The sequence below is a fragment of the Clostridium sp. UBA4548 genome, from assembly GCF_002387895.1.
Lineage (GTDB): Bacteria > Bacillota > Clostridia > Clostridiales > Clostridiaceae > Clostridium_J.
In genome coordinates this window covers 15,240-29,921 of record NZ_DGLI01000028.1, presented here as the reverse complement: position 1 = coordinate 29,921, position 14,682 = coordinate 15,240, and the positions used below count along the sequence as shown (strand labels likewise).

Here is a 14,682-nt window from a genome sequence, read left to right as displayed (position 1 = left end):
AATATCGAATATACCCTATATAATAATGGCACTGTTAGCTTTTAGCTTACTTATTGTAGGGCATGAGTTTGGACATTTTATTTTAGCTAAAATTAATGGAGTTAAGGTTTTAGAGTTTTCTTTAGGAATGGGACCAAAGGTTTTTGGCGTTAAGGGAAAAGAAACTGAGTATCTTATTAAGCTATTACCAATTGGTGGTTATGTAAAAATGTATGGTGAAGATGAGGATGTAACAGTTAATGATCCTAGAGCTTTTGCATCGAAAACATCTTTTCAAAAGCTCACTATAGTAGCAGCAGGACCAATAATGAATTTTATACTAGCTATTGTTTTATTTGCTATGGCTGGATCAATTCAGGGGCAACGTACAAATATTGTAGGAGAGCTTGTAAAAGATTCTCCAGCAATGATGGCTGGAGTTCAAGTTGGAGATAAAATTACTGAGGTTAATGGTAAGAGCATATCAACTTGGGAAGAATTTTTGAATGAAGTGCTTACTGGAGAAGGAAAACCTTTGAATATGAAGGTTAAAAGAGGTACAGAGGATGTAAACTTTAATATAGTTCCAGTAATTAATAAGGCTGAAAATAGATATTTAATTGGTATAAATACTAAAGTGGTAAAACCAAGCTTCACTGAGTCTATATATCATGGATTTAATCAAACTGGTAGCATGGTTAAGCAAACCTTTGCTTTCTTTGGTCAATTATTCAAAGGTAAGTTGAATGCAAATGATGTAGGTGGTCCTATTACTATAATTAAAGTATCAGGTCAAGCTGCTAAAGCAGGAGTTGGAACTTTATTATTCTTCACTGCTTACTTAAGTGTGCAACTAGCCATATTCAATATAATTCCATTCCCAGCATTAGATGGTGGTTGGATACTATTATTATTGTTCCAAATTATAACAGGAAAAGAAGTTGATAAAGAAAAGGTTGCCACAATAAATTATTATGGATTTTTAGCACTAATGGCCTTAATGGTATTAGTATTAATCAAGGATATTGTAAATCCTGTACAATTCTAGGAGTGATAAAATGATTAGAAAAGAAACAAGAAAGATAAAAGTTGGAAATGTATATATTGGGGGAGACTCTAATATTGCAATTCAGTCCATGACTAACACAGATACTAGAGATGTGAAAGCTACTATAAATCAAATTTTAAAATTAGAAGCAGCAGGTTGTGATATTGTAAGATGTGCAGTTCCAGACATGGAGGCTGCTGAAGCAATAAAAGAAATTGTAAAGGGAATAAATATTCCATTGGTTGCAGATATTCATTTTGATTATAGATTAGCACTTAAGGCTATAGAAAATGGGGTTTCTAAATTAAGAATTAACCCAGGAAATATAGGGAGTATTGAACGAGTTAAGATTGTTGCAGAAGCTGCAAAGGCTAAAAATATTCCCATTAGAATAGGGGTTAACTCTGGTTCTCTTGAAAGGGATTTGCTGAAAAAATACGGAAAAGTTTGTGCTGAAGCGCTAGTTGAAAGTGCTTTAAATCATGTTAAAATATTAGAGGATGTAAATTTCAAGGATATAGTAATTTCTATAAAATCTTCTGACGTAGGTCAAATGATAGAAAGTTATAAGTTAATTTCTGAGAAGGTGGATTATCCTTTACATGTAGGTGTAACAGAAGCAGGTACCATTTGGAGAGGAACTATTAAGTCTAGTGTAGGAATTGGGGCTATTCTTTCTCAAGGAATTGGTGATACCATTAGAGTTTCACTAACTGGAGATGTTGTAGAAGAAGTTAAGGTTGGTAAGGAAATTTTAAAGTCTTTAGGATACATTAATGAAGGCGTTGAGTTTATATCTTGTCCAACTTGCGGTAGAACTCAAATTGACCTGATAAAAATAGCAGAAGAAGTAGAAAGCAGATTAGCTGATTTAAATAAAAACATTAAGGTTGCGGTTATGGGCTGTGTAGTAAATGGACCTGGAGAAGCAAGAGAAGCTGATATAGGTATTGCTGGTGGAAATGGTGAAGGGCTAATTTTTAAAAAAGGTGAGATAGTTAAAAAAGTTAAGGAAGAAAATTTAGTAGAAGAACTTTTAAATGAAATTAATAAACTTTAAAACTAGGAGGTAATTTAATGAATGCAAGCCTAGTTGACATTCTTAAAACGGATATAGACAATAATGAGGTTTTTACAGATGATAGTATTAAACTGCTTAGGGTGCAGTATCTTAAGAAAAGTGAAAAGCTTAGGGTTATTTTAAAGTTTAAGTGGGATATTGAAGAGTCAAAGAAAAAACTTATATATGATATCATTAGTAAAAAATTAATTTGTTTTAAAAATATTGAGTTATTATGGTATAGAGATATTGACCAGGTGTCAATAGATGAGGTAGCGGGGCAGTACTGGGTAGATGTGGTTAGCTCCGTAGCCTCATCTTTTCCTTCTATAAGAACCGTATTATTAAAATGTAATAAAGAGATAAAAGATGAAGTAATCACATTGTATATGCCTAATGCCTTTATTTATAATCTGTTAAAAAGCAAAAACATAGAGATGCAACTTAAAAAAGGAATAAGAGAGATGTTTGGCATAGAGGTTTCTATAAATGCAGTATTTGATGGGACTAACATAAATGACGAATATCTTATTGAAAATAGAGCTGAAGAGACTACTATAATAAAAGAAGTAGTATCTAAAATTAATGGATCTTCAAATAAAGTACAAAGCAAGGAGAATGGCAATAAGCAAACCGCAAATAAAGATAAAGCAAAAGATTATACAAAATACAGAAAAGCACAAGAGCCTATAGATGAAAATGTGATTTTTGGAAGAAATATTAATGAAGAGAGCACAGCTATTAGCGAATTGGATATTAGCTCAGGAAAAGTTGCAATTGCTGGAGATGTATTTAAAGTAAATATATTTGAAAGTAAAAGCGGAAGGATATTTCCATCTATATATGTTACAGACTACACTAGTTCCATCACAGTAAAAATATATCCTAGGGCTAATGATGATTTAGATAAAATTCTTGAAGAACTTAAAGAAGGACTTCACTGTAAGGTTTATGGAGAAGTGGAAATAGATAGGTTTTCTAGAGAATTAGTGCTCACTGCAAGAAGTATTGTAAAACTTAAAAAGATAGAAAGAATGGATACTTCAGAAGAAAAAAGAGTGGAGTTACATGCTCACACTACTATGAGCTCTATGGATGGACTAACAAGTGCATCTAAAATCATTGCTAGAGCAGCAAAGTGGGGACATAGTGCAATTGCAATTACAGACCATGGAGTAGCCCAAGCCTTTCCTGAAGCTATGGATGCGGCGAAAAAGCATAAAATTAAAGCGATTTATGGAATGGAAGGCTATTTAGTGGATGATGGTATTCCTATTGCATCGAATTCAAGAGGAAAGTCTTTTGAAGATAGATTTGTAGTTTTTGATATAGAAACCACAGGATTCTCAAGTTCCGATGATAGAATTATTGAAATTGGAGCGGTGAAAATCCAAAAAGGTGAGGTAATTGATAGTTTTAATTACTTTGTTAATCCAGAAATATCAATACCTTATAAGATTACAGAACTTACAGGGATAAATAATGATATGGTTAAAGGGGCTGAGACAATTAAAGCTATACTTCCTAAATTCTTAGAATTTATAGAAGATAGCATTGTAGTTGCTCACAATGCGGATTTTGATACGGGGTTTATAAAAGCCAATTGTAAAAGATTAAACCTTAGCTTTAACAATGGTATATTAGATACTCTATCATTAGCAAGATTTTTGTTTCCAGAATTAAAGAAACATAAGTTGAATGTTATTTGTAATCATCTTGGAATATCACTTGAAAACCATCATAGAGCTGTAGATGATGCAAAGGCCACAGCAGAAATTCTTCTGAAATCTTTTAAGATATTGATGGAAAGGCAAATTTTAGATATCGATAGTTTAAATAGGGAATACTTAAAAAATATTGATATTAAGAAAGTCCCAACTTATCACGTAATAATATTAGCTAAAACTCAAGAAGGTATTAAAAATTTATATAAGCTTATATCTTTTTCAAATTTAGATTATTTCCAAAGGAGACCCAGAATTCCTAAGAGCTTAATTGAAGAGTATAGGCAGGGGCTAATAATAGGTTCGGCATGCGAAGCAGGACAAATATATAAAGCAGTTTTAAGTGGAAAAACTTTTGATGATTTAGAAGGTTTAGTTAGCTTCTATGACTATTTAGAAATTCAACCTCTAGGAAATAATGAATTCTTGATAAAAAACAACTCGGTAAAGAATGAGGATAGCCTGAGAGAAATAAATAGAAAGATCTGTAAGCTAGGAGAATATTATAATAAACCAGTTGTAGCTACGGGAGATGTACACTTCTTGGATCCTACTGATGAAGCTTTCAGAAGAATACTCATGGCTGGCCAAGGATTTGGCGATGCTGACAATCAAGCGCCACTTTATCTGAAGACTACTACAGAAATGTTAAGGGAATTTTCTTATTTAGGAGAAGAAAAAGCAAGAGAAGTAGTTATAACTAATCCTAATAAGATTGCAGAATCTATAGAGTTTATTAAACCTATTCCAGATGAAACTTATCCACCGAAAATTGAAGGTGCAGAAGATGAAATTAGAAACATGACCATGGAAAAGGTTTTTGATATATATGGAGAAGATTTACCAGAAGTAATTCAAAAGAGACTAGATAAGGAGCTAAACTCAATTATAGGAAATGGCTATGCAGTGCTTTATTTGATCGCACATAAGTTGGTAGCTAAGTCCTTAGCTGATGGATACTTAGTTGGCTCAAGGGGTTCTGTTGGATCCTCTTTCGTAGCTACCATGACTAATATCACTGAGGTTAATGGGCTACCCCCTCACTATGTTTGTCCAAATTGTAAAAACAGTGAGTTTATCATGGATGGTTCTATTGGTTCAGGGGTGGATTTACCAGATAAAAACTGTGAAAAGTGTGGAACACCCTATATAAAAGATGGCCATGATATACCTTTTGAAACATTTTTAGGTTTTGAGGGAGATAAAGAACCTGATATAGATCTAAACTTCTCTGGAGACAACCAGGGGGATATTCATAGATATACAGAAGTACTTTTCGGAAAAGGATACACCTTTAAAGCAGGAACTATAGGAACTATTGCAGAAAAAACAGCTTATGGTTATGTTAAAAAGTATATGGATGAAAGAAATATTAATGCTAATACTGCAGAAATTGAGAGATTAACTTTAGGATGTACGGGAGTTAAAAGAACTACAGGGCAACACCCAGGTGGGATAATGGTTGTTCCAAGTGATAATGAAATTTTTAACTTTTGTCCAATTCAACATCCAGCAGATGATCCTAATTCTGATATAATTACTACTCACTTTGATTATCATTCCATAAGTGGAAGACTTTTAAAACTTGATATTCTTGGGCACGACGATCCAACAGTACTTAGAATGCTTCAAGATATAACGGGAATAGACCCAAGAACAGTACCATTATCTGACCCAAAGGTTATTAGTATATTTACTTCTACGGAGGCCTTAGGTTTAACACAAGAGGAGTTAGGTTGTGAAGTTGGAAGCTATGGAATTCCTGAGTTTGGAACAAAGTTTGTAAGACAAATGCTGATTGATACTCAACCTAAGTCTTTTTCAGATTTGGTGAGAATTTCTGGACTTTCTCATGGTACAGATGTATGGCTTAACAATGCACAATATTATATAAAAGAAGGGTTTACTACCCTTAAAGATTGTATATCTACAAGAGACGATATTATGGTTTACCTAATTTATAAGGGGTTGCCACCCAAAACTGCCTTTAATATCATGGAGAAGGTTAGAAAAGGAAAAGGTTTATCAGAGGAACATGAAGCCATAATGAGAGAACATAATGTGCCAGAGTGGTATATTGGTTCTTGTAAGAAGATTAAGTACATGTTCCCTAAGGGTCATGCGGTAGCTTATGTAACCATGGCAGTAAGAATAGCTTATTTTAAAGTGTATTATCCAAAAGCTTATTACGCAACTTACTTTACCGTTAGAGCTGACGATTTTGATGGAGAAATAGTTATAAAGGGTGAAGAAGCTATTAAAGCAAAAATGGATGAACTTAATGCCTTGGGAAATAACATTGCTACTAAGGAAAAAGGATTGCTTACAATTTTAGAATTATCTTACGAAATGTATAAAAGAGGTATAAAATTCTTACCAGTGGACATATATAAATCTGAGGCAACAAAATTTACTATTGAAGGTGATTTTATAAGGATTCCTCTAAGTGGACTACAAGGAGTTGGAGTTAATGCAGCAAAGGCTATTGCTGAAGAACGACAAAATGGAGAGTTCATTTCTAAAGAGGACTTGCGTAATAGAAGTAAGGTAACTAAAACAGTAATAGAAGCACTGGGCAACCATGGTGCACTGGGGGATTTACCAGAAACTAACCAGCTTTCTTTATTTTAAATATACTAAATATTTCTGGAAAAGTTTTTCCTTGTATTAGGAGCCTCATTGTGCTATAATAATATTTAGTTTAGTAAGTTAACATAATTTTGTTTCAGAGAGTAGGGTTTTCCTACTCTCTCTTTATTAGAACGCAACCTAAAAGTTGCGTTTTAATTATAATATAGGAGACAATAGCTAAAACTTATCTTAGATAAGTAATTATATTGGTTTCTTTGTGGCTTTGTTATAAGAATGTATTAAAATTTTTATTTTAAAAGTCTTTATAGGTTTAATATTCACATAATGTAGAAAAATATTAAAAAGGAGGGAATAACTATGAAAAATAATGGACTAATAGAGAAACTTAATAAATTAGCCTTACCAATAGTAGAGAGTAACGGATTCGAACTTTATTATCTAGAATATGTGAAAGAAGCAGGACAAAATATTTTTAGAGTTTATATAGATAGTGACAATGGTGTTGCCCTAGATAATTGTGTAAAGGTGAGTAGAGCTATAAGTGATGTTTTGGATGTAGAAGATCCAATATCAGATGAATATAATCTAGAAGTCTCTTCTCCAGGAGTGTTTAGAACTCTATATACTGAAAAACATTTAAGTAGATATATTGATAATCCAGTATTGGTAAATCTAAATAGCTTAGTTGATGGCAAGAAAAAGTATGATGGAATATTAAAGAGTTTTGACGAAGAAAATATAGTGTTATCTGTTGAAAGCAGCGAGGTTGTTTTACCAAGATCAAAGGTTTCTGCAGTGAGTCTAAACCCATCTTTGTAAGGAGGAAGTAATAATGAGAGAGGGATTTAAAGAAGAATTCATTGATGCTATAAGACAGTTAGCAGTTGAGAAAGGTATCAGTGAGGAGTTATTATTTAATACACTAGAAGATGCACTAGTCGCTGCATATAAGAAAAACTTTGCAAAGTCACATGCTAAGGATCAAAATGTGAGAGTTGTAATGAATAGAGAAACAGGAGAAACACATGTTTATTCATTAAAAGAAGTTGTAGAAGAAGTGTATGATGATGTAATTGAAATATCTTTAGAAGATGCTAGGGACATTAGCCCAAGATATGCTTTAGAAGATATTGCTGAAATTGAAGTAACACCTAGAGATTTTGGTAGGGTTGCAGCTCAGGCGGCAAAGCAAGTTGTAATTCAAAGAATTAAAGAAGCAGAAAGAACTATAATATATGATGAGTTCATAACAAAAGAATTTGATATTATAACTGGAACAGTACTAAGAAAAGATAGAGGTAACGTATTTATTGACTTAGGAAAGCTTGAAGCAGTATTAGGACCAAACGAACAAATGCCAGGTGAGGAATATAAATTTAACGAAAAGTTAAAGCTTTATATTGTAGAAGTAAAGAAAACTCCAAAAGGACCTCAAATTGTGGTATCTAGAACTCACCCAGGTCTAGTAAAGAGACTTTTTGAACTTGAAGTTCCAGAAATATATAGTGGAGTAGTAGAGATAAAAAGCATATCTAGAGAAGCAGGCTCAAGAACTAAAATAGCTGTATATTCAAAAGATGAAGATGTAGATGCTATGGGAGCTTGCGTTGGACCAAAAGGTATAAGAGTTCAAAACATCGTAAATGAGCTTAAAAATGAAAAAATAGATATTATAAAGTGGAGTAAACTTCCAGAAGAATATATTGCTAATGCGCTAAGTCCAGCAAAAATTATAGACGTAAGCGTTGATGAAGATAATAAAAGCGCTAAAGTTGTAGTGGATGACAATCAATTATCTTTAGCTATTGGCAAGGAAGGTCAAAATGTTAGACTTGCAGCAAGACTTACAGGATGGAAGATAGATATAAAAAGCAAGTCTCAAGCAGATAAACTTGCTTTAACAAATGCATCTTTAACAAATGAAGATGTTAATAATTCTGAAGTGTAGGTGATATCTTATGAAGGTTAAAAAGATACCACAAAGAATGTGCACTGGATGTATGGAGATGAAACCTAAAAAAGAACTTATAAGAGTTGTAAGAAACAAAGAAAATGAGATATCGATAGATCTTCATGGAAAAAAACCAGGCAGAGGAGCATACATTTGCAAGAGTGCAGAGTGCTTAGAAAAAGCTGTAAAAACCAAACGTTTAGAGCGTAATTTAGAAAGTAAGATTAGCGAAGAAATATATGCTAAGCTGAAAGAAGAGATAGAGAATGCAGAATAAATTTTTTCAATTTCTAGGACTGACTAAAAAATCAGGTAACCTAATAGAAGGATATAATAAGTGCGAAGAGAATATAAAAAAGCATGGAGTTTATTTAACAATTTTATCCTTAGAATGTGCTGAGAACACTAAAAACAAGTTTAGAAAGTATTGTAGTGACAGAAGCATTCCTATTATTGAACATGTTTCTAAGGATGATTTAGGACATTGTTTAGGAAGGCCAGAAATCAATGTGCTTTGTGTAAAAGATAAAAACATGAGCGAAAGGTTATTACAGTTATGGAATGAAATGAACCAAGCGTAAATTCGGGGGTGAAAGTTTTGTCAAAATTAAGAATATATGAATTAGCTAAAGAATTAGAAGTATCAAGTAAGGAACTTATTACTGTTTTATTAGAAGAATTTGGTATAGAAGCAAAAAACCATATGAGTGTTATTGATGAAGAAGATGGAGAACTTATAAAGGAACTCTACTCTGAGAAAAAAACTTCAGATGAAGACAAAAAAGAAATTGTAGAAGAATATGAAGAGTTGGTTAATGAAGATATTAAGAAACAAGAGAGAAAAAACAGTAAGATTAAAAGAGGCCTAAACGATAAGAGAGAAGAGGACAAAAAAATAGAAGATTCAGTAGATGAAGTTATAGAATTAGAAGGAACCATTGTAGTTAAGGATTTAGCAGAAAAATTAAAGAAACCAGCAACAGAAGTAATTAAGGCATTAATATTTGAAGGTGTTATGGCTAATATGAATCAAGAAATTGATTTTAATATAGCTGAAAAAGTTATAGAGAAATTTGGTTCACTAGCAGTACTAAAAGAAGCAGAAGCTGGAAAGCTTGCAGCTGAGGAAGTATATGCTGAAAACGTAGAAGACAGCGAAGACAATGAAGAAAATGAAGAAAAAAGACCACCAATTGTAACTGTAATGGGACACGTTGACCATGGTAAAACTTCTTTATTGGATGCAATAAAGCATTCAAAGGTAACTTCTACTGAAGCTGGTGGAATAACTCAGCATATAGGTGCTTACACTGTAGATGTTAATGATGAAAAGGTAACTTTCTTAGATACACCTGGACACGAAGCTTTTACAGCTATGAGAGCTAGAGGAGCCCAAATAACAGATATAGTTATATTAGTTGTAGCAGCTGATGATGGAATAATGCCACAAACTGTAGAAGCTATTAATCACTGTAAAGCAGCTAAAGTTCCTATGATTGTAGCTATAAATAAAATGGATAGACCAGCAGCTAACCCAGATAAAGTTAAACAAGAGTTAACAGAACATGGACTTTTATCAGAGGACTGGGGTGGAGATACAATTTGTGTTCCAGTATCTGCACACACTAGAGAGGGATTAGATACATTACTTGAAATGGTAACGTTGACTTCCGAAATGTTAGAGCTTACTGCAAATCCTAAGAGAAATGCAAAAGGAACAGTAGTTGAAGCTAAGCTTGATAAAGGAAGAGGACCTGTTGCAACACTATTAGTTCAAAATGGAACTTTAAGCACTGGTGATTCTATAATCGTTGGAACAACTTATGGAAGAATAAGAGCTATGCTTGATGATAAAGGGAAAAAAATTAAGGCTGCAGGACCATCTATTCCAGTTGAGGTGTTAGGACTTTCTGAAGTTCCAGCAGCGGGAGATAGATTTATTGTAGTTAAAGATGAAAAAACAGCTAGAAACATGGCTGAATCAAGAAAAGAAAAGATTAGACAAGAAAACTTCCAATCATCTAATAGAGTTTCTATGGAAAACTTATATAGTCAAATTCAAGAAGGAAAAGTTAAAGAACTAAGCGTTATAGTTAAAGCAGACGTTCAAGGTTCTGTTGAAGCTATAAGACAATCAATTGAAAAACTTTCTACAGACAATGTAAAAGTAAGAGTTATTCATGGTGGAGTAGGTGCTATTACTGAAACAGACGTATCTTTAGCTTATGCTTCAAATGCAATAATAATTGGATTTAACGTAAGACCAGATAATAATGCTATTGCTGTAGGTGAGAGAGATAACGTTGAAATAAAAACTTATAGAATCATATACAATGCTCTAGATGATATTAAAGCTGCTATGCTGGGAATGCTTGAACCAGAATATAAGGAAGTAGTTCTTGGTAGAGTTGAAGTTAGAGCTGTATATAAAATTTCTAATGTTGGCACAATTGCGGGATGTTATGTTTTAAATGGTAAAATCACTAGAAACAGCAGCGTAAGAGTGCTTAGAGAAGGCATTGTAATATTTGAATCAACTTTAGCATCTTTAAAAAGATTTAAGGATGATGTTAAAGAAGCAGCAGCAGGATTCGAGTGTGGAATTAGTGTTGAGAAATTTAATGATATTAAAGAAGGCGACATTATAGAAGCTTATACTATGGAAGAAATTAAACCTAAACAAATATAACATAAGGAGTTGAGTTACGTGGCTAATTATAGAGGTGGTAGAATTAATGAGGAAATTAAGAAAGAAGTAAGTAATACAATACAAAACAAACTAAAAGATCCTAGATTAACTGCTATGGTAAGCGTAACTGATGTTGAGGTAACTAAAGATTTAAGCTATGCAAAGGTTTTTGTAAGTATTTTTGGAAGTGAAGAGCAAAAAGCAAATACTTTGGACGCGTTAAAAAGTTCAACAGGCTTTATGAGAAAAGAAATAGGAAAAAATGTAAAGCTAAGACATGTACCGCAAGTACTAATTGAACTTGATGCAACTTTAGATAAAGCTCAGCACCTTAACACATTATTCGAAGCTATAAAGGAGAAGAATAGCGATGATAATGAATAATATTCTTAAGGCTATAAAAGAAAGCCAAAACATTGCTATTACCTTTCACACATCCCCAGATGGAGATTCTTTAGGAAGTGCCACAGCCCTTTTACAAGGGCTTAGGGCACTTAATAAAAATGTCCATATTTTATGTAAAGAGGTACTTCCAGAAACTTTTAAGTATTTACCTTGTAGCAATGAGATAACTGGAGAAAAATATGTAGTAGATGACAACACAGACTTAGTAGTAGTATTAGATTGTGGAGATTTTAAAAGAATTAATGCGGATATAATGCAGGAAAATAGAAGTTATACCTTAGTTAATATAGATCACCACCTATCAAATGAATTATATGCAGATTATAATTTTGTTGATACTAATGCAGCAGCCGTGGGGGAAATTATATACCAAATGTTACAGTTGTTAGGTGTAAAACTAACTAAGGACATGGGTATATCTTTGTACACCTCACTACTAACAGATACTGGATCTTTTAGACACTCTAATACAACTTCTGTCACTCATACAATTGCAGGAGATGTGATTAATACAGGAATAGATTTTAGCGAAATTCACAGAACTATTTTTGACAATAAGAAATTTAATAGAGTAAAGCTTTATGGGAAAGTAATTGATTCAATGACTTTAGAACTCAATGATAATGCAGTGTTTATGTATATAACAAAACACATGTTGGAGGAATTAGGGCTTGAAAAGTCAGATACTTCAGATGTACTTACATACGGATCAATGATTAAAGATGTAGAAGTAGTTGTATTAATTAAAGAGAGTGATGAAGTGGTTAAGGTTAGCTTAAGATCTAAAAACAAGGTGGATGTAAGAAGAATAGCAGAGCAGTTTAATGGTGGCGGACACATTAGAGCAGCTGGCTTTGCCTTTGAAGGAAGTATTTCAGATATTAAGTTAAAACTCATGGAAATATTAGAAAAAGAGTTGATATAATGACTTTAGATAATATAAAACCTCAGAGTTCTAAAGAGCTTTGTGGAATAATTAATGTATATAAGCCTACAGGAATTACATCTTTTGATGTAGTTAGAAAAATAAAAAAGATTACTAGGCAAAAAAAAGTTGGACATTGTGGGACTCTTGACCCAGAGGCTAGTGGAGTTCTACCTGTATGTCTTGGAAGAGCTACTAAGGCTATTGAGTTTATCATGGATGATTTTAAAGTTTATGAAGCAGAACTTAAGTTAGGGGTAGTCACAGATACCTATGATAGAGAAGGCAAAATAATAGAAGAGAAAAATGTAAATCTTCAATCAGAAGAAGTTATAGCTACTATAAATTCTTTTATTGGAGAGATAGAACAAATTCCACCTATGTATTCTGCTCTAAAGCATAATGGTCAAAAACTTTATGAATTGGCTAGACAAGGTATAGAAATAGAAAGAGAGCCTAGAAAAGTCACAATTTACAATATAGATATAGTGGAAATTAAGCTGCCTATTGTTAAGATTTTAGTAAAGTGTTCTAAGGGTACTTACATCAGGAGCTTGTGCTATGATATAGGAAGTATTTTAGGTTGTGGAGCTATGATGTGGAGTCTAGAGAGACTCGGAACAGGAAGCTTTGTAAAAGAGGATAGCATTAATATTAACCAGTTGAATGAAGTGAATATTAAAGATTTTCTATTGCCAATTGAGAGTACCTTTGAAAATTACCATAGGATAATTGTAGATGAAAAGTTTCAAAAATTATTAGTTAATGGTGTAGCTGTTAAAGATAATAAATTAGTGAAAGATTTAAGCAAGTCTGTTTACTATACTATTTTTAATGAGGAAAATACTTTTATAGGTATAGCATACTATAGCGATATTGGATTAAAACTTTTAAAAGTTTTTGTTTAAGTGAAGGTTATGAGAGTAATTAAAGATAATTTTAAGCATGAGATAAAAAATCCTACATTTATAGCCCTAGGAAGCTTTGATGGAATCCATCAAGGTCACAGAGCTCTCATCGAAAATGCTATAGAAGCTACAAAATTATATAATAAAAACTATAATGAAAATGCAAAAACTATGGTATGTACTTTTAGTAATCATCCTTTAACTGTTATTAATAAGGATTTGGCACCTAAGCTTATTATGGATAATAAGAACAAAGTAAAGATTCTACAAGGGCTTGGTGTAGATATTGTTAATTTCATGGAATTTGATAGAGATTTAATGAAAATTTCCCCAGAGGAGTTCATTTTTAATCTAAAGCATTTCTATAATGTGGCAGGGATTATAGTTGGCTTTAATTATAGATTTGGATATAAAAATCTTGGTGATGTAGAATTACTGAAAACTTTAAGCATATCCCTAGGTTTTACTTTAAATATAGTGGAACCTGTAATAGTTGAGGATGAAGTTGTTAGTAGCTCAGCTATAAGATATCACATTCAAGAGGGACATATAGAAAGAGCAAATAAGTTCTTGCAAAGACCTTTTATGCTTAGTGGAAAAGTTATTAAAGGAAAGCAAATAGGAAGAACTATAGGGTTCCCAACTATAAACTTAGGTTATAGTAAAAAGTTTACAATCCCTAAAGGGGGCGTATATTATACCTATGTGGAGTACAGCAATAAATTCTACAAAGGTATAACTAATATTGGATATAATCCTACTGTAGAGGGAAGAAAATTAAGTATTGAAACTCATATTTTAGATTTTGAAAAATCTATTTACAATGAAGAGGTTAACATATATTTTGTAAGTAAAATAAGAGAAGAGAAAAAGTTTAAATCTATAGAGGATTTGAAGACTCAACTTGAGGCTGATAAGAATTTTGCTAAAAGTATAAACTATAATTTAAGTTGGAAATAGAACTTTTCATAAAATTAAAATAAAATTTTCATATTTAATCATAATATACAAAAATAACAATTTACAAGTATGAAATAATTTGATATAATTCTTTAGGAACCTTATGCTATGTTTTTTGAATTGCCAACGGTAAACATGGCATTTGGCGATTTACTTTCGGAGGTGTTATACGATGGAAAAGGCAAGAAAACAAGAAATAATGGTTAAATATGCAAGACACGAAGGAGATACAGGTTCTCCAGAGGTTCAAATAGCATTATTAACTGAAAGAATTAGAGAATTAACTGAGCACTTAAAAGTTCACAAGAAAGATCACCACTCTAGAAGAGGTCTTTTAATGATGGTTGGTCAAAGAAAAGGACTTTTAAACTATGTTAAGAAGCAAGATATTGAAAGATATCGTACTATAATTGCTCAATTAGGAATCAGAAAATAGTAAGA

General features: G+C 32.4%; 12 protein-coding genes and 2 pseudogenes. All 14 read left to right on the top strand.

What is annotated here, in order from left to right:
* Positions 1-25: 25 nt before the first annotated feature.
* The 14 genes and pseudogenes from rseP (at position 26) to rpsO (ending at position 14,677) form a co-directional block, all read left to right on the top strand.
* A complete protein-coding gene (gene rseP, locus B3040_RS11315; protein WP_291573648.1) occupies positions 26-1,027 on the top strand; it encodes an RIP metalloprotease RseP in 1,002 nt (333 codons plus the stop codon).
* Between the two features lie 10 nt (positions 1,028-1,037).
* Positions 1,038-2,087: a flavodoxin-dependent (E)-4-hydroxy-3-methylbut-2-enyl-diphosphate synthase gene (gene ispG / locus B3040_RS11310; protein ID WP_291573339.1), complete on the top strand. Its 1,050-nt coding sequence runs from the start codon at positions 1,038-1,040 to the stop codon at positions 2,085-2,087.
* Positions 2,088-2,104: 17 nt separating this feature from the next.
* Positions 2,105-6,442, top strand: a complete 4,338-nt coding sequence (locus tag B3040_RS11305; protein ID WP_291573337.1) for a PolC-type DNA polymerase III — start codon at positions 2,105-2,107, stop codon at positions 6,440-6,442.
* 318 nt (positions 6,443-6,760) lie between these two features.
* Complete coding sequence (rimP, locus tag B3040_RS11300; RefSeq protein ID WP_291573335.1) at positions 6,761-7,222, top strand: ribosome maturation factor RimP; 462 nt, start codon at positions 6,761-6,763, stop codon at positions 7,220-7,222.
* Between the two features lie 13 nt (positions 7,223-7,235).
* Positions 7,236-8,351: a transcription termination factor NusA gene (gene nusA, locus B3040_RS11295; protein ID WP_291573333.1), complete on the top strand. Its 1,116-nt coding sequence runs from the start codon at positions 7,236-7,238 to the stop codon at positions 8,349-8,351.
* Between the two features lie 10 nt (positions 8,352-8,361).
* Positions 8,362-8,631: an RNase P modulator RnpM gene (gene rnpM, locus B3040_RS11290; RefSeq protein WP_291573331.1), complete on the top strand. Its 270-nt coding sequence runs from the start codon at positions 8,362-8,364 to the stop codon at positions 8,629-8,631.
* Positions 8,621-8,935 carry a ribosomal L7Ae/L30e/S12e/Gadd45 family protein gene (locus B3040_RS11285; RefSeq protein ID WP_291573329.1) on the top strand — a complete coding sequence of 105 codons (315 nt, stop codon included), beginning with the start codon at positions 8,621-8,623 and terminating at the stop codon, positions 8,933-8,935. Before rnpM ends, B3040_RS11285 begins: the two co-directional genes overlap by 11 nt.
* A gap of 8 nt (positions 8,936-8,943) precedes the next feature.
* A pseudogene (locus tag B3040_RS19545) lies at positions 8,944-9,045 on the top strand (translation initiation factor IF-2 N-terminal domain-containing protein); the annotation flags it as partial.
* Positions 9,046-9,276: 231 nt separating this feature from the next.
* Positions 9,277-11,043 (top strand): annotated as a pseudogene (gene infB, locus B3040_RS11280) (translation initiation factor IF-2); the annotation flags it as partial.
* An 18-nt stretch (positions 11,044-11,061) separates the two neighbouring features.
* Positions 11,062-11,427, top strand: a complete 366-nt coding sequence (gene rbfA, locus B3040_RS11275) for a 30S ribosome-binding factor RbfA (protein WP_017414494.1) — start codon at positions 11,062-11,064, stop codon at positions 11,425-11,427.
* Positions 11,414-12,373: a DHH family phosphoesterase gene (locus B3040_RS11270; protein WP_291573325.1), complete on the top strand. Its 960-nt coding sequence runs from the start codon at positions 11,414-11,416 to the stop codon at positions 12,371-12,373. Before rbfA ends, B3040_RS11270 begins: the two co-directional genes overlap by 14 nt.
* The gene (gene truB, locus B3040_RS11265) at positions 12,373-13,281 is read left to right on the top strand and encodes a tRNA pseudouridine(55) synthase TruB (RefSeq protein WP_291573322.1); all 909 of its coding nucleotides are present in this window, start codon (positions 12,373-12,375) and stop codon (positions 13,279-13,281) included. The genes B3040_RS11270 and truB overlap by 1 nt, the downstream gene beginning before the upstream one ends.
* Before the next feature lie 9 nt (positions 13,282-13,290).
* Complete coding sequence (locus B3040_RS11260; protein ID WP_291573320.1) at positions 13,291-14,241, top strand: bifunctional riboflavin kinase/FAD synthetase; 951 nt, start codon at positions 13,291-13,293, stop codon at positions 14,239-14,241.
* 172 nt (positions 14,242-14,413) lie between these two features.
* Positions 14,414-14,677, top strand: coding sequence for a 30S ribosomal protein S15 (gene rpsO, locus B3040_RS11255; RefSeq protein ID WP_291573317.1), 264 nt, complete (start codon positions 14,414-14,416; stop codon positions 14,675-14,677).
* The last annotated feature ends 5 nt before the right edge of the window (positions 14,678-14,682 follow it).